The sequence below is a fragment of the Corynebacterium sp. LK33 genome, from assembly GCF_014334955.1.
Classification (GTDB): domain Bacteria; phylum Actinomycetota; class Actinomycetes; order Mycobacteriales; family Mycobacteriaceae; genus Corynebacterium; species Corynebacterium jeikeium_D.
In genome coordinates, this window is record NZ_PDGU01000008.1 from 221,502 (window position 1) to 245,674 (window position 24,173).

Annotated in this window: 23 protein-coding genes and 1 tRNA gene; 10 read left to right on the forward strand and 14 right to left on the reverse strand. The window is 58.3% G+C overall.

Annotated elements, in window-relative coordinates:
* Position 1: 1 nt before the first annotated feature.
* The 4 genes from purE to CRD20_RS03015 form a co-directional block, all read right to left on the reverse strand.
* Positions 2 to 478, reverse strand: a complete 477-nt coding sequence (gene purE / locus CRD20_RS03000; RefSeq protein ID WP_042389458.1) for a 5-(carboxyamino)imidazole ribonucleotide mutase — start codon at positions 476 to 478, stop codon at positions 2 to 4.
* 117 nt (positions 479 to 595) lie between these two features.
* Positions 596 to 1,885 (reverse strand): 5-(carboxyamino)imidazole ribonucleotide synthase, encoded by a 1,290-nt coding sequence (locus CRD20_RS03005; protein ID WP_083304393.1) that lies wholly within the window; start codon positions 1,883 to 1,885, stop codon positions 596 to 598.
* 30 nt (positions 1,886 to 1,915) lie between these two features.
* Positions 1,916 to 2,377, reverse strand: coding sequence for a hypothetical protein (locus tag CRD20_RS03010; RefSeq protein ID WP_187404806.1), 462 nt, complete (start codon positions 2,375 to 2,377; stop codon positions 1,916 to 1,918).
* A gap of 6 nt (positions 2,378 to 2,383) precedes the next feature.
* A complete protein-coding gene (locus CRD20_RS03015) occupies positions 2,384 to 3,241 on the reverse strand; it encodes a biotin--[acetyl-CoA-carboxylase] ligase (RefSeq protein WP_016423281.1) in 858 nt (285 codons plus the stop codon).
* Between the two features lie 126 nt (positions 3,242 to 3,367).
* Between CRD20_RS03015 and CRD20_RS03020 the strand changes: the two genes are divergently transcribed.
* The 3 genes from CRD20_RS03020 to CRD20_RS03030 all read left to right on the forward strand — a co-directional run bounded on the left by CRD20_RS03020 (position 3,368) and on the right by CRD20_RS03030 (position 6,999).
* A complete protein-coding gene (locus CRD20_RS03020; protein ID WP_187404807.1) occupies positions 3,368 to 5,008 on the forward strand; it encodes an acyl-CoA carboxylase subunit beta in 1,641 nt (546 codons plus the stop codon).
* A 105-nt stretch (positions 5,009 to 5,113) separates the two neighbouring features.
* Positions 5,114 to 6,742 (forward strand): acyl-CoA carboxylase subunit beta, encoded by a 1,629-nt coding sequence (locus CRD20_RS03025; RefSeq protein ID WP_016423283.1) that lies wholly within the window; start codon positions 5,114 to 5,116, stop codon positions 6,740 to 6,742.
* Positions 6,739 to 6,999, forward strand: coding sequence for an acyl-CoA carboxylase epsilon subunit (locus tag CRD20_RS03030; protein WP_016423284.1), 261 nt, complete (start codon positions 6,739 to 6,741; stop codon positions 6,997 to 6,999). Before CRD20_RS03025 ends, CRD20_RS03030 begins: the two co-directional genes overlap by 4 nt.
* A gap of 136 nt (positions 7,000 to 7,135) precedes the next feature.
* On the opposite strand, the gene CRD20_RS03035 is transcribed toward CRD20_RS03030, so the two are convergent.
* Both CRD20_RS03035 and CRD20_RS03040 read right to left on the reverse strand, forming a co-directional pair.
* A complete protein-coding gene (locus CRD20_RS03035; protein ID WP_049193052.1) occupies positions 7,136 to 7,678 on the reverse strand; it encodes a hypothetical protein in 543 nt (180 codons plus the stop codon).
* A gap of 2 nt (positions 7,679 to 7,680) precedes the next feature.
* Positions 7,681 to 7,893 carry a helix-turn-helix transcriptional regulator gene (locus CRD20_RS03040; protein WP_048733637.1) on the reverse strand — a complete coding sequence of 71 codons (213 nt, stop codon included), beginning with the start codon at positions 7,891 to 7,893 and terminating at the stop codon, positions 7,681 to 7,683.
* A gap of 158 nt (positions 7,894 to 8,051) precedes the next feature.
* On the opposite strand from CRD20_RS03040, the gene CRD20_RS03045 reads away from it, so the two are divergent.
* Positions 8,052 to 8,654 carry a nucleoside triphosphate pyrophosphatase gene (locus CRD20_RS03045; RefSeq protein ID WP_070644206.1) on the forward strand — a complete coding sequence of 201 codons (603 nt, stop codon included), beginning with the start codon at positions 8,052 to 8,054 and terminating at the stop codon, positions 8,652 to 8,654.
* 66 nt (positions 8,655 to 8,720) lie between these two features.
* Here CRD20_RS03045 and CRD20_RS03050 read toward each other — a convergent pair whose 3' ends face one another.
* A complete protein-coding gene (locus CRD20_RS03050; protein ID WP_016423287.1) occupies positions 8,721 to 9,779 on the reverse strand; it encodes a Cj0069 family protein in 1,059 nt (352 codons plus the stop codon).
* 363 nt (positions 9,780 to 10,142) lie between these two features.
* Between CRD20_RS03050 and CRD20_RS03055 the strand changes: the two genes are divergently transcribed.
* The 3 genes from CRD20_RS03055 (at position 10,143) to CRD20_RS03065 (ending at position 13,754) form a co-directional block, all read left to right on the forward strand.
* Positions 10,143 to 11,027, forward strand: coding sequence for a sulfurtransferase (locus CRD20_RS03055; protein WP_069359651.1), 885 nt, complete (start codon positions 10,143 to 10,145; stop codon positions 11,025 to 11,027).
* Positions 11,028 to 11,447: 420 nt separating this feature from the next.
* Complete coding sequence (locus tag CRD20_RS03060; protein ID WP_042388874.1) at positions 11,448 to 13,235, forward strand: acetyl/propionyl/methylcrotonyl-CoA carboxylase subunit alpha; 1,788 nt, start codon at positions 11,448 to 11,450, stop codon at positions 13,233 to 13,235.
* Between the two features lie 117 nt (positions 13,236 to 13,352).
* Positions 13,353 to 13,754 carry a hypothetical protein gene (locus CRD20_RS03065; RefSeq protein ID WP_042388876.1) on the forward strand — a complete coding sequence of 134 codons (402 nt, stop codon included), beginning with the start codon at positions 13,353 to 13,355 and terminating at the stop codon, positions 13,752 to 13,754.
* 30 nt (positions 13,755 to 13,784) lie between these two features.
* Here CRD20_RS03065 and cobF read toward each other — a convergent pair whose 3' ends face one another.
* Positions 13,785 to 14,633, reverse strand: a complete 849-nt coding sequence (cobF, locus tag CRD20_RS03070) for a precorrin-6A synthase (deacetylating) (protein WP_222866158.1) — start codon at positions 14,631 to 14,633, stop codon at positions 13,785 to 13,787.
* Entirely contained in the window at positions 14,584 to 14,865 is a 282-nt protein-coding gene (locus CRD20_RS03075; protein WP_016423292.1) for a hypothetical protein, read from the reverse strand. Before CRD20_RS03075 ends, cobF begins: the two co-directional genes overlap by 50 nt.
* Positions 14,866 to 15,141: 276 nt before the next feature.
* On the opposite strand from CRD20_RS03075, the gene CRD20_RS03080 reads away from it, so the two are divergent.
* Positions 15,142 to 15,214, forward strand: a tRNA-Arg gene (locus CRD20_RS03080).
* A 197-nt stretch (positions 15,215 to 15,411) separates the two neighbouring features.
* Entirely contained in the window at positions 15,412 to 16,272 is an 861-nt protein-coding gene (locus CRD20_RS03085) for a siderophore-interacting protein (RefSeq protein WP_048733656.1), read from the forward strand.
* Positions 16,273 to 16,286: 14 nt separating this feature from the next.
* On the opposite strand, the gene CRD20_RS03090 is transcribed toward CRD20_RS03085, so the two are convergent.
* Positions 16,287 to 16,862, reverse strand: coding sequence for an RDD family protein (locus CRD20_RS03090; RefSeq protein ID WP_016423294.1), 576 nt, complete (start codon positions 16,860 to 16,862; stop codon positions 16,287 to 16,289).
* 280 nt (positions 16,863 to 17,142) lie between these two features.
* Between CRD20_RS03090 and CRD20_RS03095 the strand changes: the two genes are divergently transcribed.
* Positions 17,143 to 17,778 carry a hypothetical protein gene (locus CRD20_RS03095; RefSeq protein ID WP_187404808.1) on the forward strand — a complete coding sequence of 212 codons (636 nt, stop codon included), beginning with the start codon at positions 17,143 to 17,145 and terminating at the stop codon, positions 17,776 to 17,778.
* A 190-nt stretch (positions 17,779 to 17,968) separates the two neighbouring features.
* On the opposite strand, the gene gcvT is transcribed toward CRD20_RS03095, so the two are convergent.
* The 4 genes from gcvT to CRD20_RS03115 all read right to left on the reverse strand — a co-directional run bounded on the left by gcvT (position 17,969) and on the right by CRD20_RS03115 (position 24,133).
* Positions 17,969 to 19,141, reverse strand: coding sequence for a glycine cleavage system aminomethyltransferase GcvT (gcvT, locus tag CRD20_RS03100; RefSeq protein WP_070602777.1), 1,173 nt, complete (start codon positions 19,139 to 19,141; stop codon positions 17,969 to 17,971).
* A 279-nt stretch (positions 19,142 to 19,420) separates the two neighbouring features.
* Positions 19,421 to 21,073 carry a cation acetate symporter gene (locus CRD20_RS03105; RefSeq protein ID WP_016423297.1) on the reverse strand — a complete coding sequence of 551 codons (1,653 nt, stop codon included), beginning with the start codon at positions 21,071 to 21,073 and terminating at the stop codon, positions 19,421 to 19,423.
* Between the two features lie 2 nt (positions 21,074 to 21,075).
* Entirely contained in the window at positions 21,076 to 21,453 is a 378-nt protein-coding gene (locus CRD20_RS03110; protein ID WP_070437585.1) for a DUF485 domain-containing protein, read from the reverse strand.
* Positions 21,454 to 21,679: 226 nt separating this feature from the next.
* Entirely contained in the window at positions 21,680 to 24,133 is a 2,454-nt protein-coding gene (locus CRD20_RS03115; protein WP_070653145.1) for an HAD-IC family P-type ATPase, read from the reverse strand.
* Between the last annotated feature and the right edge of the window lie 40 nt (positions 24,134 to 24,173).

The window sequence follows — 24,173 nt, forward strand, 5'->3', positions numbered from 1 at the left end:
CCTACTCGCCCATCAGCTTCTTGCGCAGGCGCTCGTCCTTCGCCAGAACTTCATCGCGCATGTTGGCCTGGTAGTTCTCCATCGCCACAATGAGCTCCGGGTAACCGGCCGAGAGAATACGCACAGCCAGCAGGCCAGCGTTCTTAGCGCCGCCCACACCGACGGTTGCCACCGGAACGCCGCCCGGCATCTGAACGATTGACAGCAGGGAATCGACACCCTCCAGGTTCTCCAACGCGCGTGGCACGCCGATAACCGGCAGCGGAGTGGCCGACGCAACCATGCCCGGCAGGTGTGCTGCACCACCGGCGCCAGCGATAATGCAGCGCAGCCCCTTGTCAGCGGCGGACTTTGCGTAGTCAATCATGCGTTCCGGAGTGCGGTGTGCAGAGACCACACCTACCTCAAAGGGAATTCCGAACTCAGCCAAGACCTCCGCTGCGGGCTCCATGGTCGGCCAATCCGAGTCCGACCCCATAATCAGACCGACCAGCGGACCGGTTACGTTGGCCAACTTCGGGCTTGCCACCTGGTTTGCTTCAGCCAATGTTGTCTCCTTGAGATAGCAATCTAATTCTTATACAGCGCCAGCCACCTATGCGGTGTAGCCGTCTGCCCACACGCCATCGACGATGTAGCCAGCAGCGAGGTTGGCAACCCGCCGGGTCTCCGCGATGCCTTCCGGGCTTGCGTCGTAGCCGCACAGGTTGACGTGCCCCAGCTTACGTCCAGGGCGCCAATCCTTCCCGTACCAGTGAATCTTCGCTGATGGGAAACGACGCCATACCTCAGCAAAACGCTGTGAAATAGGTACATCCGAGGCCTCATCGCCACCGAGCGTATTGACCATTACCGTCACCGGCGCAGTCGGGCGAGTGGAACCCAGTGGCATGTCAGCAACTGCACGCAGGTGCTGCTCAAACTGGCTGGTCTCACAGCCGTCCTGCGACCAGTGACCAGTGTTGTGTGGCCGCATGGCCAACTCGTTGACAAAAATCTCCGGATTGCCGTCAGCATCGACGGTTTCGAACAGCTCAACTGCCAGCGCGCCGGTTACTCCCAGCTCGGAAGCGATGGTCACACTGAGCTTTTCGGCCGCTCTCGCAAGGTCGTCGGCAAGCCCTGGCGCCGGGCAGATTGCCTCAACACAGATGCCGTCACGCTGCACGGACTCGAGGACCGGCCAGGCCTTGACCTCGCCCGACGGCGTGCGCGCACACATGGCCGACAACTCACGAACCAGCGCGACCTTCCGCTCGGCCATCAGCGGCACGTCCTTGCCCAGCAGTTCGTCGACAAGCGCACGCAGATCCTCGCGGTCCTTCGGGAACCACACGCCGTGACCGTCGTAACCGCCGCGGCGAGCCTTCAGGCAGACGGCACCGTCAACGCGGTCGAAGAATGCTTCGGCATCCTCGGCGGACTCAATTGCAGCGTAGGCAGGTACTGGAGCGCCCAGTTCCTCCAGGCGCTGGCGCATCAGCAGCTTATCCTGCGCGTACAGCAACGCCGATGGCTGAGGCTGAACCGAGTAGCCCATCTCGGTCAGCTTGTTGAGGAATTCGGTGGGAACGTGCTCATGGTCGAAAGTCACGGCCTGCGCACCGGCGACAGCGCGCTCAACATCTTCCCAGACGTGGTAGTCGCCGATGATAACGTCCGCACACACCTGCGCTGCGGAAGCATCCGGCGAACCGGCGAGCAAACGGATGGACTGTCCCAGCTCAATGGCCTCAGTCTGCATCATACGAGCCAGCTGACCGTCACCAATCACCGCCACAACCGGCACGCCATCAGCATGCGCGGGATGCTGCGCAGCAGTTAGCGCTGCAGCGGAATCAGAAGTGGAATTAGTGGGGTTTTCAGGGGTATCCGAAGCAATCACACCCCTGATTGTAGGTTATGACCCAAAATTCTAAGTCAACCGGGAGACCAACTTAGCCACCTTGCGGGAGCTGGGAATATCTTCTACAGCCAGCGGCGGGCCGAAACTGCGGGTGTGCAGATACAGCACGCCGCCCTTGCGATTGACCGCACGTACCGAACGCAGATCAATCGAGACCACCTGCGGGCACAGAATGCCACGGCGCAGAATAATTCGCCTATCAGTCAGTACGAACCGCTCCCCCAGCCAACTTAGTACCGGACGAACGACGCGCCAGAGAATAAGCCCCAGCCACGCGAAGAGCAGCAGCTGACGCACACCTTGCAGATCTCCCGGAGCAATCGCAGGGCCGTCGATAAAACCAATCAGCAACCAGCAGACGCCCGTGATAACCATGAGTTCCAAGAGCGGCCACACCAGCCGACCAAAAGTTGGATTGGTGTCCAGCAGAATTGCCTCGCGCGTGTCCAACTCATCATCGGGAAAGGCCATACAGCACTACCCCCGCTCCGAATCAGCCTGCGGGGACGCATAGCCGCCGTCAGTGGCACGAACATGGAACACGTCACCGGCCGCAACAAAGTGACTTGTGCCAGCTTCATCGGTGACGATCAATTCGCCGTCGGCACGCACGCCAACCGCCTTGCCCACCAGCACGCGATCCCCCGGCAACTCCACGCGCACGTTCGAACCGATGGTCGCGCACACCGCCTCGTAGTCCCGCAGCAGCTCCGCATCGCCCTTTCGCCACTGCGCTTGACGACGTCCCAGCGCCCGCAACACACCAGCGGAGATGTCGTCGCGGTCGAGGTTTTCCGCTCCCGCCAGGTATAGCGAAATGGCGTGTGGCACCGGCAACTCATCTTCCTGCAGGGAAACGTTGATGCCGATTCCCGGAATGAGAATTGGCGGTGTCAGCGACGCGGCCTCCACCAGAATTCCGCAGAGCTTACGACCGTCAACCAGGACATCGTTCGGCCACTTCAAGGAAACGCGTTCAGGCGCAAGACCCGCAACTTCCACGACAGCATCGACAACTGCGAGGCCCGCGACTAACGGCAACAGACCCAGTTGCTCGGGTGCGAGCCCTTCCGGGCGCAGCAGCGCGCTGAGTGCAATGGACGCACCCTTCGGGGCCGTCCAACTACGACTCAGTCGACCGCGACCTGCGGTCTGCTCCGAGGCGATAAGCGCACTGAGATCTGCCACCTGCCCCAGTGCCGCCTGTTTCCGAAGATCAGCGTTGGTCGAACCAGTGGTTTCGACAACCTCAATGGAATTCCAGCCCGGCGCGGCTGCGCGCACACGCGTGGCGTCAAGAGGCTTGCGGGAAGCAACAATCCTGGGGTTGGTCATGCACAGCAGTCTAGCGCCATGGCCGGATTCACTGAGTCGTGACCTTTCTCAAGAGCTCGACAGCGTGAGAATCATCACAGCTCGCCTGCTTTACTATTTTCCTTCCCAAACACTACATTCCATAACATGACTATTTCCTCACGTTTGGCGGCGGAGCAACACACCACCGCTTTTCTCAATGAAGACCTTCTACGCCGACGCACTGCTGCACTGACTCCGATGGGGTCGCGGGGCTACGACAAGCTCAAACTGACTGAGCGCATGAATGCCCGCGAGCGCATTGACTACCTGCTGGACGAAGGGTCTTTTGTCGAATTCGATGCGCTAGCCCGCCACCGCACTACCGCATTTGGAATGGAAGCCAAACGCCCCGTGACCGACGGAATCATCACCGGCTGGGGAACCATAGACGGCCGTGAGGTCTGCATCTTCTCTCAGGACGGCACAATCTTCGGTGGTGCACTCGGAGAGGTCTACGGCGAAAAGATGGTCAAGATTCAGGAACTTGCCATCACTACCGGCCGCCCCCTTATTGGCATGTACGAAGGCGCCGGCGCCCGTATCCAAGATGGCGCAGTCTCACTGGACTTTATTGCCCAGACGTTCCACCACAACGTTCGCGCCAGCGGCGTCATTCCGCAGATTTCAGTCATTTTTGGTGCCTGTGCGGGCGGAAATGCCTACTCCCCAGCACTGACGGACTTCGTTGTCATGGTGGAGGAAAACTCCCGTATGTTCGTCACCGGCCCTGACGTAATCGAAACAGTCACTGGCGAAAAAATCAGCCAACACGAGCTCGGCGGCGCCGACACCCATATGGAGATCGCCGGAAACTCCCACTACACCGCCACTAGCGAGCAGGATGGACTCGACTGGGTCTGCGATTTGCTGGACTACCTCCCCAACAACACAACCTCCCCCGCGCCCAGCTGGGATTCCGATGCCAGTGACGAAATCACCGACCTCGATCGCACCCTCGACAGTCTCATTCCCGACAGCCCATCCACGCCGTACGACGTGCATGAAGTCATCTACGCGCTTTGCGACGATGCGGAGTTCCTGGAAATCCAGGAAAACCGGGCAGCCAATGTCGTGATTGGCCTTGGCCGTCTCAACGGTCAATCTGTTGGGTTTGTCGCTAATCAGCCCATGGAATTCGCGGGCTGCCTAGATATCGATGCAGCGGAGAAGGCCGCGCGATTCGTCCGAACCTGCGATTGTTTCAACATTCCACTCGTCTTTCTCGTAGACGTACCCGGCTTTCTCCCCGGTTCAAATCAAGAACACCAGGGAATTCTGCGCCGTGGCGCTAAATTGCTCTATGCGTATGCAGAAGCAACCGTTCCTAAAATCACCGTCACCATGCGCAAAGCCTATGGCGGCGCGTATTGCGTGATGGGATCAAAGGGGCTCGGCGCGGATGTAAATCTGGCTTGGCCGACGGCACAGATCGCCGTGATGGGCGCCTCAGGCGCAGTACGCTTCCTCCATCGTGCCGAGATTCGAACCGCCACCGAAGCAGCTCTCGCAGCAGACCCAGCGGCCGATAGATTTGGCACTCCCGAGAGTGTGAAAGAACTCATTGCTGAACTGGAAATGGGATACGAGCAACACATGCTCACGCCTTATCGCGCCGCCGAACGGGGGTTAATTGATGAAGTCATCCTCCCCTCCGAGACACGAACTCGGGTGATAAAAAATCTGCGCCTTCCAACTTCAAAGAAAGTACCGTGGCCTGCGCGCAAGCACGGCAATATTCCACTGTAAGAGCAGGCTTTTTGCTGTACAACGAGCTAGTCATTACCCCTACTTTTGTTAACAGCGATTGCCCCCAACTACCTCCCCCCGTTTTCGAAACGTAAACTAGTTGGTATGACGACTGCCGCAAATACATCAACCGGTGAAACCCCGGATTTGACCACTACTGCTGGAAAGCTGGCCGATCTGCGAGCCCGTCTCGCAGAGACCCAGGCTCCAATGGGCCAGGCCAGCATTGACCGCGTCCACGACAAGGGCAAGATGACCGCTCGTGAGCGCATCGAGTTCCTCTTGGACGAGGGCTCGTTCGTGGAGGTTGACGCTCTCGCACGTCACCGCTCCAAGAACTTCGGCCTCGATGCCAAGCGCCCTGTCACTGACGGTGTTGTGACAGGCTACGGCACCATCGATGGCCGCCAGGTCTGTGTCTTCTCGCAGGACGGCGCCATCTTCGGTGGCGCGCTCGGTGAAGTCTACGGTGAAAAGATTGTCAAGATCATGGATTTGGCCATCAAGACCGGTGTCCCAATTATCGGCATCAACGAGGGTGCTGGTGCCCGCATCCAAGAGGGCGTTGTTTCCCTCGGCCTCTACTCCCAGATCTTCTTCCGAAACACCCAGGCTTCTGGTGTTATCCCACAGATTTCCCTGATCATGGGCGCCTGCGCTGGTGGCCACGTCTACTCCCCGGCTCTGACCGACTTCATTGTCATGGTCGATGGCACTTCCAAGATGTTCATCACCGGCCCGGACGTTATTAAGACCGTCACTGGCGAAGAGGTCACACAGGAAGAGCTGGGTGGCGCTGGTACTCACATGAGCACCTCCGGTACTTCGCACTACACCGCCGCTGATGACGAAGACGCTCTGACTTTCGTTCAGGAATTGGTCAGCTACCTGCCGTCCAACAACCGCGCTGAGGCTCCTCGCATGGAGGCTGAGCCGTTCGAGGGCTCCATCGCTGACAACATCACTGAGACTGACCTCGAGCTCGACACGCTGATTCCGGACTCCCCAAACCAGCCGTACGACATCAAGGACGTCATCACCCGTCTGGTCGACGACGAGGACTTCCTGGAAATTCAGGAGGACTACGCACAGAACGTGGTCATCGGCTTCGGTCGCGTGGAAGGTCGCTCGGTCGGTTTCGTCGCCAACCAGCCGATTCAGTTCGCTGGCTGCCTCGACATCAAGGCATCCGAGAAGGCGGCTCGCTTCGTCCGCACCTGTGACGCCTTCAACATTCCGATCATCATGCTGGTTGACGTTCCAGGCTTCCTGCCGGGCACCAACCAAGAGTTCGACGGCATCATCCGCCGTGGCGCCAAGCTGCTGTACGCATATGCTGAGGCCACCGTCCCGAAGATTACCGTCATCACCCGTAAGGCCTACGGCGGAGCTTACTGTGTGATGGGCTCCAAGGACATGGGCGCTGACATCAACCTGGCATGGCCGACCGCTCAGATTGCGGTCATGGGTGCTTCCGGCGCTGTCGGCTTCATCTACCGCAAGGAGCTCAAGGCTGCTGCAGCCGAGGGCAAGGACGTCGTCGCACTGCAGAAGGAGTACGAGGCAGAGTACGAGGCCACCCTGGTCAACCCGTACATGGCTGCTGAGCGCGGCTTCATCGACGCCGTTATCCCGCCGAGCGAGACCCGCGGTCAGATCATCGAGGGTCTGCGTCTGCTGGATCGCAAGGTTGTTAACGTACCCGCCAAGAAGCATGGGAACATTCCGCTGTGACCGATTCCAAAAACACCCCAGCAACCGAAGACAAGGACGCCGCTACAGCCCCGGCTGCACCGTTCATGTCCGTCCTCAAGGGCAACCCGTCAGACGCTGAAACCGCCACGCTCGCGCTTTTGTTCGCAGGTATGGCAGCAGCCGGCGGTGCCCCAGAGGACCGCGGCCCGCGCAACAACTGGGGTCGGCTGGAAGAGGGTTTCCACCAGCCGCACCAGCACGTACCGGGCACGTTCCGCAACGTCCATTTCTACTAGTACAGCTACCGCTTACCGCGTAGTCGTTACCGCACGCTAGCTGCGTCGATTCGCTAGCACAAAGCGCCACCATCGGGTTTTCCGATGGTGGCGCTTTGGTTTTTGTTACTGCCTTAGCCTTGACCACTGCTTATTACTAGCGCTGTTCACCCAGCGACTCGCCATCAAACTCGTCATCGAGCTCCCGGTCCAGCCGACGCTGATCACGGTTGCGAGCTACCGGCCACACCACCTTGAACAGGAAATACACAAACGCCAGACCGATGGCAGCACCCACCACAGCGCCGGCAATGAATCCCCACGATTCCGATAGTGCCCCACCAGCGCTTGCCTCAGAGAGCATTTGCACTCTGATAAAACCAATCAGCCACAGCCCAATGACGGCTACGAGTGCTGCAATCTCGCCTTTTGTAAGACCATTAATCTTCGGCATTGGCACTTGACGTCGCAACCACCGCTGCGAAAACAGGAGTCCAACCAGCGGCATCAAGATGATTGCCACTGTCACGCCCACCATCTTTGGCTCTGGAATGAGCCAAATCAGTACCGTTGCAAGCACGTAATTAGCCCACATCATCATTGTGAACCCGTACGTGTAGGACTTATGCAGCAACATCTGCTGATACTCATCGTCCACCGTGGCGCTGTTGCGTTCAATTACGACATCCGCATAGGACACTGTCAGTATCCTTCCTCACCAAAAATTTCTTCGACTGTTTTTCCCAGGACCTTGCAGATACGCAACGCCAAATACACCGAAGGCGAGTAATTTCCCCGCTCGATATTTGCAATGGTTTGCCGCGAGACCTCCACCTTCGCGGCTAAATCCGCTTGGCTCAGCTCCAACCAGCGTCGGTATCTCCTGACCTGGTTCGAACGTTCTTCCCCACTCATCTGTGTACTTTCTTTAGCTTGATGTCCACTTTACTTTACATCACTAGAAGGCAGCCGCCATCTAAAAAATCTGCCTGTTCTTACAATCGGGCCAACCCCACGCATGTTTGCCACAAAAATTAGGCTTTACGATTCCGCCCTCACTAAAATCACTAACTATGAGCAGCCCCCGAATCGTCTTGGCTTCCACTTCCCCTTCGCGACTGCACATTCTGCGCTCTGCAGGCATCGAGCCCATCACAGTAGCGCCCAACGTCGACGAGGATGCCGTAATCACAGCCCTTCCGGACGCATCGCCGGTACGCATCGTCGAGGAACTCGCGCAGGCCAAGGCACACGCTGCCTCTCCGGCCTACCCCAATGACATTGTCATTGGAGGGGATTCAATGCTGCTTCTCGACGGGCAGTTGCAGGGCAAGCCCCACACGGAAGAAAAGACCATTGAGCGTTGGCACCAACAGAGTGGCCGGACGGCTGAGCTGATTACTGGGCACTGTGTCGTGACACCAAAGGGCGAGCACCTTGAGGTGGCGATTACTTCCCTCGATTTCGCTGAAGTCCCAGAAGAGGACATCCGTGCCTACGCTGCGACGGGCGAGCCACTGAAGTGCGCTGGCGCGTTTACCTTAGAGGCTCTAGGCGGCTGGTTTGTCGATGGCATCAATGGCGACTCATCCAGCGTGATCGGACTGTCGCTACCTGTCGTGCGCCGAGCTCTGTATCACTACGGCTATTCGGTCTCCCAGTTCTGGAATCGGTAGGCATCGCAATGACGTCGTAAAGCAAAAAACCGCACCAAATTGGTGCGGTTTTCTTAGCTGTGGAGACTACTTGTTAGCAGCCTCAACGCGCTTGATGGCCTCCTGAGCAACAAGCTCCTGGATACCCATATCCAGCTCGGAGGTGAAGCCAACACAGGAGCAGTTGATCTCGCCGAGAACGTAGGTGTCCTCGCCGTTCTCGCCGTCTGCCAGCATGAAATCAGCGGTCCAGATTAGCGGGATATTGTCGCCACCGAGGTTCTCGGCAATGACCGGGCGAGCCTCAGCAAACATGTCGATGAGGTCCTGCCACTCTTCCGGCTTGTTGTAGGTGTACTTCGCGCCAGAGAACAGGGTTGCGGAGAAAGCGTCGCCGCCCTCGGCCGGCTTCTTGTGAACCACGAAGACCGGGTGCGGACCGACCAGCAGAATGCGAATTTCGCCTTCGGTGATGCGCGGCATGAAGCGCATGTCCACGAGCATGCCGTTATCGCCGATGATGTACTGGTCGCAGAAATCCATGAACTCGCCGAGCTCACGAGTCTCAGTGTGATTGTCCACGGCCTCGGTGCACTTCAGCTTGGTGTTTAGCGGCAGCGGGGTGCCCGGCTCAACGTTCTTAGCAACCTCTTCGTCAGCGATGCGCACGCGCCAGATGCCGGATCCGGTGGAGCCACGGTTCTGCTTAAGGACGCGCTCGCCGTAGGACAGGGAGGTCGGGAAAGTGCTGTGGAATGCCTCGACGTCGTAGTAAGCAGCGGTGTCAGACGGAACCAGGTCAGTATCCTTGAGCTTGACCAGTGCGTCCTTTGCGCCGTAGGCCATCATCTCGCCCGGGGTGGACATACCAACCAAACCAGCGACCGAGAGACTGGTCAGAAGCTCGAAGTAGCCCCTCTCGCCACCCGGGATGTTGCCCGGGTTTACGCGGGAGATGTAGCCGTCGAAGTTCTGGGAGACGTAGTCGTACAGGTCGTCCTTCCACTCCGGTCGGTAGTAGACGACCTCAGCGGACCAACCGGCTTCGCGGATAGCGTTGACGATTGGCATGGTGTCCTTGCGGTGTCCGTCGAAGTACTTGTCCGAGCCGCCCTCGATCTCGAATACAACAATGTTCTTGTGCACAGGCACTCCTTTTAAGAAAATACATGGACTTCCGGCACTCAATTGTCTCCGTAACGCAGCGAATACCCAGGCAGATAGCCCATTTCAGCCCATTTTCCAGTGATACGAATCAACACAGTTTTTGCGCTAACTCTCAGCTAAATTTTAGGGCACTACCTGGACTCCAAGCGCGCTGAAAACACTGCTTTTACCCCCAACTGTGAGGCGTATCCCAGGGTGGCCGCGGACGCAATTGTTGCCGTCGGAAAGCGCTCACACTGGGGACTATTCCGCCGTTCGCCACGCGACCCGTAAACTAGATATGCAATTGACGATAAACGTCAGAAAGTCCCACCCACCCAACTTGCGCCAAGGGAGTATCCGATGGCTGTTCCGCACGACCCGCACCCCCAGTTCCAGCAGTACGCCCACCCTGAGCGCCTCGTCTCTAGCTCCTGGCTTGCTGCCCGACTGGGCTCTCCCGGTCTGCGCGTTGTTGAATCCGATGAGGACTCACTGCTCTACGACATTGGACATATTCCGGGCGCGGTTCGCATCGACTGGCATCACGACCTTAACGATTCCGTGCGCCGCGACTATATCGACGCCGAAGGCTTTGCCGAGCTCATGCGCGAGAAGGGCATCTCGCGCGATGACACCGTCGTAATCTACGGCGACAAGTCCAACTGGTGGGCCGCCTACACACTCTGGGTCTTCGAGCTTTTTGGGCATCCCGACGTGCGCCTGCTTAACGGTGGCCGCGATGCCTGGATGACTGAAGAACGAGACACGAGCTTCGAGGTCCCCAATTACCCACGCACTGACTACCCTGTCGTCGAGCGCGACGACAAGACACTGCGCGCCTACTTCAGCGATACACGTGAGCTCATTGGAAAGGCTCCGATTATCGACGTGCGCACTCCGGAGGAGTATGCCGGTGCACGAACCCACATGGTCGATTACCCACAGGAAGGCGTCCTGCGTGGTGGCCACATTCCAACCGCGGTAAACATTCCATGGAATCAGTCCGTTCACCCGAACTCGCGTTTCCGCGATCGCGAAGAGCTCGAGCAGATTTACGCGCACGTCCAATTTGAAGATGAGGCGATTGTCTACTGCCGCATCGGCGAGCGCTCCGCGCACACCTGGTTTGTACTGCACCACCTGCTCGGCCACGAGAATGTTCGCAACTACGACGGCTCGTGGGTTGAGTGGGGCAATATGATTGGCATGCCCATTGCCCACGGTTCGGAGCCGGGAAGCCTGTAGGCGATCGACGCAACCGGTGGGCGCTTCCCCCACCGTTTTTCCAGCGTCAGCGGCTGACGCTACACCGGAGATTTAGTTTCCCCCTGCCGCCCCCAATCAAGGGGGCGGCTCTTGCACTCTTGGGTGATAATTTTAACCACAAACCTAGGTTTTTGGGCGGAAAATAGCCACTTCAGCTGCCCCCATGACCACTTGAACGCTGCTCAAGACCACAATCCCTACCCCCTTATGTAGCGAGCAAAAAGAGGTTGCTTACCGCACCTGTGACACAATGGAGACATTGGGTCACACGCTGTTAGCTACCGCGTGGTGAACCGCATTGCGGTTCACCACTCAGTTAACTGCAGTGCTGCTTGTGATTCCTACAAATGACTGTCGCAACCTTGCCCCGAGGGCCAATTCTCGGGGTGCCCACGAAAAATGGAGGATTTCGTGTCCGAGCAGACCACTGAAAAAATCACGAAGGTTCTCGTCGCCAACCGTGGCGAGATTGCCGTTCGCGTTATTCGCGCTGCGAAGGACGCCGGCATTCCTTCCGTCGCCGTTTACGCTGAGCCGGATGCGGACGCTCCTTTCGTGACCATGGCGGATGAGGCTTTTGCTCTCGGTGGCACCACTTCCGCTGAGTCCTACCTAGTTTTCGACAAGATTCTGGACGCCGCAAAGAAGTCCGGCGCTAATGCCATCCACCCGGGATACGGCTTCCTGTCGGAGAACGGCGACTTCGCTGAGGCTGTTGAGAACGCTGGCCTGATCTGGATTGGCCCGTCACCAGAGTCCATCCGCGCCCTGGGCGACAAGGTCACCGCTCGTCACATCGCGCTGAAGGCTGACGCTCCAATGGCTCCAGGCACCAAGGAGCCAGTTAAGGATGCAGACGAGGTCGTCGCGTTCGCTAAGGAGCACGGTCTGCCAATCGCCATTAAGGCCGCTTTCGGTGGCGGTGGCCGCGGCATGAAGGTCGCACACAAGATGGAAGAGGTCGCCGACCTCTACGAGTCCGCTACCCGTGAGGCCGTTGCGGCCTTCGGTCGCGGTGAGTGCTTCGTAGAGCGCTACCTGGACAAGGCACGCCACGTCGAGTGCCAGGTTCTCGCCGATAAGCACGGCAACGTCGTTGTCGCCTCCACCCGTGACTGCTCGCTACAGCGTCGTTTCCAGAAGCTCGTCGAGGAAGCACCCGCTCCGTTCCTGACCCCAGAGCAGGATGAGCGCCTGCGCCAGTCCGCTAAGGACATCTGCCGCGAGGCTGGCTACTACGGTGCGGGCACCGTTGAGTACCTGGTTGGCGCTGACGGTCTGATTAACTTCCTCGAGGTCAACACTCGTCTACAGGTGGAGCACCCGGTCACCGAGGAAATTACCGGCCTCGATCTGGTCCGCGAGCAGTTCCGCATTGCTGAAGGCAAGGAACTGTCCATCAAGGAAGACCCGGAGATGCGCGGTCACGCTTTCGAGTTCCGCATCAACGGCGAGGACGCCGGCAGCAACTTCATGCCGGCTCCGGGCACCATCACCAAGTACGTCGAACCGTCCGGCCCGGGTGTCCGCATGGACACCGGCATCAAGGAGGGCGACGTCATCGGCGGCCAGTTCGACTCCATGCTGGCCAAGCTGATTGTTTGGGGCGAGACCCGCGAAGAGGCCCTACGCCGCTCCGCTCGTGCTCTGTCCGAGTACCAGGTTGAGGGCCTGGCAACGGTCATTCCGTTCCACCGCCACATTGTGGAGAACCCGGCGTTTGTCGGCGATGGCGAGAAGTTTGACGTCTACACCAAGTGGATTGAAGAGGAATGGGACAACCCGATTGCTCCGTACGACGGTGACTCCGACGCTGACACCGACACCGTTCCGGCTCAGAAGGTTGTCGTCGAGATCGACGGTCGCCGCGTCGAGGTAGCCCTGCCGGGCGACCTGGCTCTGGGCGGCGGCAACGCTGGTGCCAAGAAGAAGAGCAAGAAGAAGCGCGCTGGCGGTTCCAAGAAGGCCGCTTCCGGTGACGCTGTGGTTGCTCCGATGCAGGGCACCGTCATCAAGGTCAACGTCGAAGAGGGCCAGGAAGTCTCCGAGGGTGACACCGTGGTTGTCCTTGAGGCCATGAAGATGGAAAACCCAGTCAAGGCTCACAAGGACGGCGTTGTCACGGGTCTGGCTACCGAGGCTGGCTCAGGTGTCGGCAAGGGCGATGTCCTGATGGAACTGAAGTAGTTCTAAAGCTCTAAGCGGGGCTGGTTGCGATGGGATTCGCAGCCAGCCCCGCTTGATTCTTTTCAGCCCCTCCCCCGGCGCCCTTAAACACTGTTCAGGACGTCTAGAGTGGACGGTATGGAACCCATGGAAGTAAATGCCGGCCGCTTCTACTGCCGTCCGCTGCGCCACGATTCCCGCGTCGATGACGCCCCGGTCGCAACCCAATTACTCACAGAATTGGCCCCTGACTCCGTCGCCGAGTTCCTTCGGAACTCCACCACCGAGTGGGAAAACGACACCGCCTACCGCTTTGCGGTTGCTGAGCAGACGAACGTCGAGATGCTCGCACTAGCAACCGTCGAGGTCATCAATGCCGACCACGTCAGCATCACCGTCCGTCCCGCAGGCGATCCCGCACGCGTGTTGCCTAACGACGATCAGGTCCTCACCAAGGTAACCGTCGCCGACGGCGTCGAAGCCGCCGAAAAAGCCCTCCACCGGTGGGCAGAGGGCTTCTTGGGCAAGAAGGTCAGCTAGCCGAGCTGGCACGGCTGCGACTGCTCAGTCCTAGGCGCCGGAACGCAGCAGGTAGATATCCATAATCCAACCGTGCTCCGCGCGTAGCTTCTTTTTCAGCTCTGCAATCTCTTCGCCGATGTCACCAACGCGGCCGCGGCGGAGCGTCTCCAGCTCCGTTCCCAGGAATGCACCCCAGAGAATCTCTTCCTCCGGGTCCGCGTGCTCGAGCCAGGCTGCACCGCCATCGAGCATCACCACCGCATCCATGCCAGGTGCACGCTCCCCCAGGCGCCGACCAGTGGTAATCAATACCGGTTTACCAATCTGGTTCAGGCACTCTCCATGCGCTGCGGTCAGCGCGGAAATCGCCGTCACACTGGGGATAACTCGCGAGCGCACGTCCAGCCCAAGGTCGCGGACACGCTGCAAAATCCGCAATGTTGAGTCGTACAAGGAGGGGTCACCCCAGACCAAGAACGCACCGCGGCGCTTGCCCTCTCGTCCGAGGTGAGCGACGAAGGCGTCGGCAAGCAGCTCTGCACGGCGCTGATGCCAGTCACGGACGACTGCGCCGTAGTTATCGGGCGTGCGGTCACGTGGCGGGTCGGGAACGGTAACGAGTTCGACATGCGGCGCATGCTTATCGACGATCGCCTGTCGCGCAGCCAACAAGTCCGCTTTGGCATCACCCTTGTCGAGAGCAAAAACTACGTCGACATCAGCAAGAGCGCCGATAGCCTCGAGCGTAATGTGGCTCGGACTACCGGCGCCGATTCCGATGACGTCTACATCGACATACCCGCTGTATACAGGGCTCTCGGCCTGAGTGCGGGCGGCGTCGTTTCGACTAGTGATTGGTCGGATCTCCCTCGTAACCGAACTGTTCAGCCATCTCATCTGGAGACAGGCCAGCCATCGAACCCTGGAGGTTAGCCGAAGCGGCCTGCTTCAAGTAGATCTCGCAAGCGTTGGCCATGTACTTGGAGTCGTACACGTTCATCTCCAGAATCGGAGTCAAAGAGCCATCATCTTCCATGCGCGAAACCAGAAGGTGCGGCTTGTCCGAGTCCGTGGTCATGGAGCACTTAATCTTGACACCGTTGACATCCGTGAAAGTTGGCTTAATCATTTTGTCATCCTCCTCCAAAACAGCGACCGGAAAATAAGTAGCGCTGTTGCGACCGCAAGCGCAAGAAAGTCGCTCGTTATAAACCATGTTAGCCAGATTCCGGGCGGCACCGCCGAGCACAAAAGCACATGGGGGTAATAGCGAGCTTCCTGCATGTTTGCGTGTCAGGTCGAGGACCCAATTGCCACTAGAGCTCGCAGATGCGTTAAAGTGATGAAGTAATTTTTCCGGCCGCCGAGAATGTGTTTTCACGGCTGTTTTACCCGGAAGATGATTGCCCTAGTAGCTCAGTGGATAGAGCACGGCTCTCCTAAAGCCGGTGTCGGAGGTTCGATTCCTCTCTGGGGCACAAATACCCTCGTGACCTTTTACATATAGGGCGCGAGGGTTCTTTGTTTTTCTCACGACCGGCCACTACGCCCCCTCCTGAGAACGCATCACCCAGCAATTTCCAGAAACACTTGTGTTAGGCTTACCTAACCACGTGGCGTGTAGACTTCCGCCAGTACAAAACAGCCCAAGACTTGTTGAAGGACAGTGACAACTATGACTGGCCTAGCTAAAGCAGCAGCACCGAAGCGTAAGCCCCGTAAGGCACACGAGGCAACAGTTACTGGACGTCGCCAGATTTCCCCAGACCTTGTTCGTTTGAGCATGAACTCGCCTGCATTTGTGGGCAAGGAGCTGGAGTTTACCGACCATTACATCAAATTATTGTTTGTGCCAGAGGACGCTGATTACTCCTGGCCGTTCGATATTGCGAAAATTCGCGCCGAACAGCCGCGAGACAAACTGCCAATCACCCGCACCTACACTCTGATTAATGTGGACTCCGAAACCGGCGACTTTGACGTCGACTTCGTCACCCACGGCGATTCCGGCCTGGCTGGACCGTGGGCACGCGTAGCCGAAATCGGAGACAAGCGTGGCTTCTTAGGGCCAGGAGGCGCATGGGGACCTGCAGCAGAATATGAACACTTTGTACTCGCCGGAGACGAGTCCGCAGCGCCAGCTATCAGCGCCGGACTGAAGCACCTCCCAGCAGGCACGACCGCAACCGCATACATCGAAATCGAGTCCGAAGATCGGAAGTTTGAGCTCCCAACCCGAGAGGGTGTGGAAGTCCATTGGGTCCTCCGCAACGGCGCAACCCACGGCACAGAGCTATCCCGCGCAGTGCGCGAGGCGGGCATTCCAGAAGGTAAGAAAACTAGCTGGTTCATCCACGGTGTCGCCGAGATGATCAAGGAATTGCGCCGCTTCCTCTTCGTCGAATCTGAGATCCCGAAGAAAGACGTTTCCATTTCTGGCTACTGGCGTATCGGTATGACCGAAGACCAGTGGCAGTCTTCTAAACGAGAATTCAACGCTGAGGTTGAGGCCGAGGAGGAAAGAGCCAGGGCCTGACGCTTGCTCGAACGTTAGCGCTCGCTACGCCTTTCAACAACGACGCGTTTTCCTGCCAACCAGTCGAATGGGTGCCAGCGGCAAACAGCAACCCAAATCATCAGGACACCAAAAAACAGTTCAACGTTTGGCTCAAAACCCGTAGGCAAGAAAATCAGCGACAATAGGTAACAATTACGTACCGCTGCCCGCCAACCTCTGTGCCAAGAATCGTCTCCTGATTCGAGCTCCGATGTTCCCTCTGGCTGAGCGACTTCGAACGGAGTTGCCCCAGAGTCTGCTTTCCGCGCTGGAACAACGTGTAGCAAAAATGCGCTTTTACCAAACGTCTGTTCACCGCGAGCCTCTGCAACCACGCGCACAAAGAAAAAGACAGCTGGGAATATGACACCATACAAAATCCTGAACTCTGGCGGACTCGGCAGCGCCCAGTTCGCCATGGCTGCTTCCCACGCAAGTTTGCCAAGTGCCACAATGATGGCAACAAAGATTCCTACAAGGAACGAATCCAGTATCCACGCGCCACTGCGCCGAGCGAACAAATCCGCATTACTCTTTACGGGGAATCGATTCGGGGTGCGCCGATACATGGGACACACGCTATCAAAACCACTTATGACTTCACAGACGAATTGCCTTTCCCTACCGCACCCGTTCTGCCACGATTAGAAGCATCCAGTATGCAAATCGAAAAGTTGACTGTATAGTTGCCGGTTGAATCAACCTATCTATTGGGTGTCAGCAACTACCTTGCCAATAACTCGGCAAGTTCCCCTATAGCTGGCACCCCAGTGGTTTTTCAGGAGACGTCGCCCCAGAAAGCCGAGAATTAAACCACGCGACGCAGGCCCGAGAAGCCCAGAAAGTGAGATGGATGTGAATACGCGAACTCAGCTGTCAGCCGTACAGCACCCTAAACTCACTGCCGTCCGGCGCAAGAACCGCCGGCAGCTGGCGCTGGCCTGCTGCTTCCTCACCTTCGCAGCCACGGCCACCAGCTGCGCCAACAGCGAAAGCGAGGAGGTTGCCGCGACGCAAACCTCGTCGTCAAGCCAACTTACTACGGTGTCGACGACGAGTTCGCCGACAACGACGGGACCAAAGGTTCGAGAAGGCGGTACGCCGCGCATCGGGCAGCTGTGCCCGAACCAGACTGGCGAAATACGAATGAGCGCCAACGGCCAGAATCTTGAATGCGCACAAGTCGGCGAGCAGGAAGTGTGGACGGTGCTGCAGCAAACCCCCGCGAACCCGACATCGCAGCAAATGTGGATCTCCACTACTCCGACGACCACTGAGCCACTGCCTCAGGAACCTGAGCCGACGACTCCGAGCGAGAGCACAACGGAGACAAGTGAGACGGAGAGCTCGACGACCTCTGATTCTTCCACGCCGCCCGATACTTCAACGACTCCGACAACCTCCGGCGAGCCGACAGAATCGGAATCGGAGCAAGAAGAGCGGCCGAGCGAAGATAATCAAGGGCTCACTGGCCTGTTCCGCTAGCTTCGTCTCTGGCTGCGAGGTTCGTCGGCTCGGGACTTAGTTAGGTAAGGTGCACTAGCTCGCCCTAAAACACCAAAATCCGCTGCAACAATACTGCAGCGGATTTTTGTGATTGCAGAATCACTCAGGCAGCGGCGAGCCTGAAGGAAACTTCGGCTCGCCACCGCACAGCAGAAATCGTGGCGCTCCCCTACTTGCGGTGACGGCGGTTGTAGAACGGCGTCGGAACGACGGTGGCGGTAATGTCGGCGCCTTCAACGGTCAGCTCCGTGCCAGTGGAGGACTGCCAACGCTGAACGTATGCAAAACCGATGGGGTGACCCAAAGTCGGCGACACCTTGGCGGAAGTCAGCACGCCAACCTCGTTACCTTCCGCATCAATGAGCTTGGTGCCACGCTTCGGAGCTTCATCACCGGAGAAACGCAGACCAACCAGTAGCTCCTTCGACTGCGGACGATTAATCAGTGCGTTGCGACCAATAAACTGCCCCTTGGTCGGCCCCATGATGGACTTCAGGCCGGCCTCCAGCGGAGTGCGGTCGCGAGTCAGCTCGTAGCCATAGAGCGGCATACCGGCCTCAAGACGCAGGGTGTCGCGGCAGGCCAGACCACACGGCAGCAGGCCGAGGTCAGCACCGTTGTCAGCCGGATCCTCCGGGTTTTCCACCTTGCCACCTGCTGCAATGATTGCACGCCAGACCTCGACGGCGCGGTCAGCCGGCGGGAAGATCTCGAAGCCGTCCTCACCGGTGTAGCCGGTTCGGGCAACAATCATTTCCACACCTGCGACCTCGAGCAGGGTGCAAGAGTAGTAGTTCATGCCATCGAGAGTCGCGTGCAGATCCTGCGGCAGCAGACGGCGCAGAAGCTTCGCAGCCTTCGGCCCCTGAATGGCCAGGAGCACATTCTTGTCATTCATGCTCTCAACCTGGACGTTGTAGCCACCAACGCGCTCGCGCAGCGTCGAGTACACATCTTCAGCGGCTGCGGCATTCTGCACCAGCATGAATTCGTGACTACCGAGGCGGTAAATGATGAGGTCATCAATAATGCCGCCGTCTTCCTGCACAATCATGGTGTACTTGGCACGGCCCAACGCCAGCGGCTTGATTGCCGAAATCAGGGAGTGTGCAAGGAACGCCGCCGCATCCTCACCAGTGACGCGGATGATACCCATCAGCGACAGGTCGAAAATACCAACGGCCTCACGCACTGCGTTGTGCTCTGCAATTTCCGAAGAGTAGCGGAACGGCACTTCGTAGCCACCAACATTGCGCATTTCTGCGCCAAGGCTTACGTGCTCATCATGCAGGGCGCTACGGAAAGAATTGTTGTTCTCAGAAGCGCCAGAATTGTCAGTCATACACACTCCAATTATTGCGGTGGGGCAAACCAGATTGTTACCTTCCCACCTTATATCTAAGACTCCGTGCTCGCTTCCGCGAGCCCCTGCGGATCCAGGGCAACAGGCCCGTCCATTAACTATCATGCACTGATTCGCACATGCTTGACGACGACCCCGCGCCCACCACAAAGGCCCCGCTACCAGTGACGATAACGGGGCTTTTGCATTTGTCTATTCAGTTAATTGCGATTAGCTGAGCTGTTCGGGCAGCGTTGCCAGCCAAGGACTCAGTGGTTATTAGTGATCAACCGCAGCCTCGGTGCCAACACCGGTCAGGGAGCGAACTTCCATCTCAGCTGCCAGGTCATCGAAGTTATCCGGCTTGCCCATGTAGGTGGCGATGATGCCAGCCAGGAACGCCAGCGGGATTGCGAGCAGACCCGGCGAGGTCAGCGGGAACCAGGAGAAGTCAACCGACGGAATCATCGAGGACTCGCTGCCGGAAACTGCCGGGGAGAAGATAATCAGAACCAGCGAGGCGATGACACCGGTGTACATGGAGGCAACTGCGCCTGCGGTGTTGAAGCGCTTCCAGAACAGGGACATCAGGATGGTTGGTACGTTTGCGGATGCTGCCACTGCGAAGGCCAGCGACACCAAGAAGGCGACGTTCTGCCCCATGGCCAGGATGCCGAGGATAATGGCGACAACGCCCAGCACGATTACGGTAATGCGGGAGACACGAACCTGCTCGGCTTCCGTGGCCTGTCCCTTGCGGATCACGGCCTGGTAGAGGTCCTGGCCGACAGACGCGGAAGCGGTAATTGCCAGACCAGCGACCACGGCCAGCACGGTAGCGAACGCCACTGCGGAAATCACTGCCATGAAGATGGAGCCACCGATTTCGAAGGCCAGCAGCGGAGCTGCAGCGTTGGCTCCGCCCGGGGCGGCGTTGATTCGGTCCGGACCAACAAGTGCGGCGGCGCCATAACCGAGTACCAGGGTCAACAGGTAGAAACCACCGATGAGGATGATTGCCCAGGTCACGGACTTACGAGCTTCCTTTGCAGTCGGCACCGTGTAGAAGCGCATGAGCACGTGCGGCAGACCAGCAACACCGAGGACCAGTGCCAGGCCCAGAGAGACGAAGTCCAGCTGCTGAACGAAGGAGCCGCCGTACTTCAGACCCGGCTCAAGAATGGCGGAGGCTTCGTAGCCCTTCTCGGCGATGTGATCCGAGCTCGCGTGCATGTCCACTGCGTCCTGCAGGAGCTGGGAGAAGTTACCCTTAACGCCAACCAGGATGATCAGAGTCATGATGATGACAGCACCGACCAGCAGGACGGCCTTAATCATCTGCACGTAAGTCGTGCCCTTCATACCACCGATGAGAACGTAAGCAACCATGATGATGCCGACGACCGCGACAACGATGGACTGCTGAGTGGAGTCGTGAATGTTGAGCAGCACGGCGACCAGGGAACCTGCACCGGCCATCTGCGCGATGAGGTAGAACAGGGTCACCGCGAGGGTCGAGATAGCAGCCGCAGTACGTACCGGGCGCTGCTTAAGACGGAAGGACAGCACGTCGGCCATGGTGAACTTACCGACGTTACGCAGCGGCTCTGCAACCAACAGCAGCGCGACCAGCCAGGCTACGAAGAAGCCGATGGAGTAAAGGAATCCGTCGTAACCAGTCAGCGCAATGGCGCCGACGATACCGAGGAAGGAAGCCGCCGAGAGGTAGTCACCCGCAATGGCAAGACCGTTTTGGGTACCGGAGAACTGTGCGCCACCGGTGTAAAAGTCTGATGCTCCCTTGTTTCCGCCCTTGCCCACTCGAGTAACGATGAACATGGTCGCAACAATGAAGGCGACGAAGACCGCGATGTTGAGAATCGGGTTACCTGCTGCTGCAGTGTCATCTGCAGCAAAGAAACTAGTCAGCATGCCTATGCCTCCTTCTTTGCGACGATTTCAGCGATTTCTCCGCTTTCCAGTGCCTCGCGCAGCTCTGCCTGCATCGGCTCAAGCTTCTTGTTGGCGAAGTTGATGTACACCCAGGTGATGGCGAAGGTGGTCACGAACTGGAGCAGACCAAGGACGATGCCCAGGTTGATATTGCCCAGTACGGGAGTCGCCATGAGATCCGGCGCGAACGTCGCAAGCAAAACGAATGCGATGTACCACACCAGACCTGCGACGGTCATCGGGATGGCGAAAGAACGGAATGTAGAGCGGAGCTCTTGGAACTGCGCTGAGTTTTGCACGTAGCGGTACTCGGCCGCCTGTGGCTTATGCCGGTCTGTCGGCAAGGGAGTTGCGGACACGGGCTAATCCTTTCCAGGAAGTTATGCAGGTGTTCGTAATGAGGTTCAGCACAGCCACCCCGAGGGTGTGCCATGCACCACATTTTTCATTATGTGTGGAAACAAAGTTACCTGGAACACAGTTAGCAAAGAAGTTAAATGCGGCTAACTACTTCTCAGCGAGCCTTAAGGCACCCCCAAAAACGCCATTACCTGCATACTTAGGCGCCGTTTTTACTACCCCCATTTACGCCGTTGTACTCGTGTTCTCCGCTTCTTCCGGCAATGGCTTACTCTGACGCCACCACCACAGCGCTTCGATAATGACCGCGCCGATGGCCCCCACGATCAGCGCGGGAATCAACAGCTCCCGCCCTACCCAGTACAGATTAAGCACTGTGGCCACTGAACGAACCGAGAAGATGAACAGGTAGGCTCCTGCCGATACCGCCAGCAACAGAACCTTCCACCAGGTGTATGGCCTAGCCACGACCACCAAAACCCAAAATGCCGAAACAATCAGCACAATGAGGGTCGCAGTAGACGCCTCCCCTCGTGCCGCATCGCTGGCGTCGACTCCCGGGTTTGCCCACAACCAAAACATGAAGGTCAACAACCCCACCGTGATGCCCGCCGGTATCGCTAAGCGCAACACGCGCCGCACGAAACCATCGCGCGCACGCTCCAAGTTAGGAGCCAACGACAGCACGAACGCCGGGATTCCAATTGTGAACCAACCCGTAATCGTCACGTGAATCGGCTCGAATGGATAATCCATCCCCCACAGCCCCACAGCCAGCGCCAGCACCACCGAGTAGATGGTCTTCGTCAAAAAGAGGTTGGCCACACGCTCGATATTGCCAATGACGCGACGCCCCTCCGCCACAATCATCGGCATCACGGCGAAGCGATTATCCAACAGCACCAACTGCGCAACCGAACGTGTCGCCGGCGCCCCATCGCCCATAGCCACGCCCAGGTTCGCCGCTTTTAGCGCCAGCACATCATTGACACCATCACCGGTCATCGCCACATGATGCCCCCGCGACTGCAGCGCATGAACCATATCGCGCTTATTCTCCGCCGTGACACGGCCGAAGATCTGCCGCGACTCCACAATGTCTGCGAACTCGTTGCGGATCTCGGTGGGCTTGGCTTCGCTATTCTCATCGCGGCTGACCGGAAGCTCAGACGCATCGACAGGATTGTTAGCCCCCTCCATTTCCAGCTCACGTGCAACAGCCCCCACGGAGCGGTCATTGTCACCAGAAATGACCTTGACCTCGACGCCTTCTTCATAGAAGTAGGCCACCGTGTCCGCCGCATCTGAACGCACCTTCTGCCCCAGCACGACAAGTGCGACTGGCTCCAACTCCACCTCGCCACTCTTCCGCAGCGCACCGCCGGGCAGGTCATCTGCCCCAACTGAGGTCCGCGCGAGCAGGAGCACACGAAGTCCTTCCTCCATAAGCTCCCGAGCTTTCTGCATGCCGACCGCGGAGTCGTCGACAAGCACATCGGGCGCGCCGAAAACCCACGTCGCACCGCCGTGATACGTCAGCGCCGACCACTTATTCGCCGAGGTAAAGGGGCGGGTTTTGGTTTGTTCATGCTTTACGACGCCCCCTGCGTCCGCAAGCCCCTCGAGCAGTGCACGAGCCGTTGCGTTGGGGCGATCGTCGAGCTTGCACAGATCGATGAGTGCGGAGTCGACCTCATCGCGGGAGGTACCGTCACCCGATACGATGTCGACTTCCACTAGCTGCATCGCATTTTCAGTGAGCGTGCCAGTTTTGTCGACACACACGGTGTCGACACGCGCGAGACCTTCGATGGCGGGCAACTCATTGACCAGCACGCGATGTCGCCCCAAGCGCACCACCCCAAGGGCAAATGCGATGGTGGTCATGAGGACAAGCCCCTCAGGAACCATGGGCACCAGCGTGGCGACCATCCCCAGCAGCGCATCGTTGAAATCATCGCCGGCGACAAAGAGCTGCGTATAGATTGCCAAGGCGCCGACGGGAATGAGAATCCAGGAAATGTAGGTCAGGATCTTGTTGATGCCGCGGAAGAGCTGGGAATCAGTCAGCGTGAATTTGTTGGCCTCAGCTGCGAGCTTGGCGGCGTAAGCCTCCTTGCCCACTTTGGTGGCCTGATATCGCGCCGACCCCACCACGACCGAGGAACCCGAGTAGACCATGTCCCCAACGCTCTTATCGACGGCATCGGATTCACCGGTGAGAGAGGACTCATCGACAGCCACGTCAGAGGCGTAGCGGAGAATACCGTCAACGACGATTTGGTCACCGGGACCAACCTCGATGAGATCGTCGAGGACGACGGACTCGCGGTCGATCTCGCGAGCAGGCTCCCCGTCGCGAATGACCATGGGTTTTGCACGGCCGACAATGGAAAGCTTGTCCAGTGTGCGCTTGGCACGCAGTTCTTGGATGATGCCGACGATAGAGTTGGCGATAATCAGCAGACCAAAGGCACCGTTGACGATTGAGCCGGTATAGAGCACGACTGCGAATAAAACAGCGAGAATACCGTTAATCCGGGTAAACACATTGGCACGGATAATGTCCCACACACTGCGCCCGGATGTTGGCGGCAGCTCGTTGACGTGCCCCAACTCGATGCGTTGCTGGACCTGCTGTTGAGTAAGACCACTGTCGGGAGTTTTCCACGAGCCCATGCCTGCCTACCCTATTCGCCTAATTGCTGAACCTATTCGA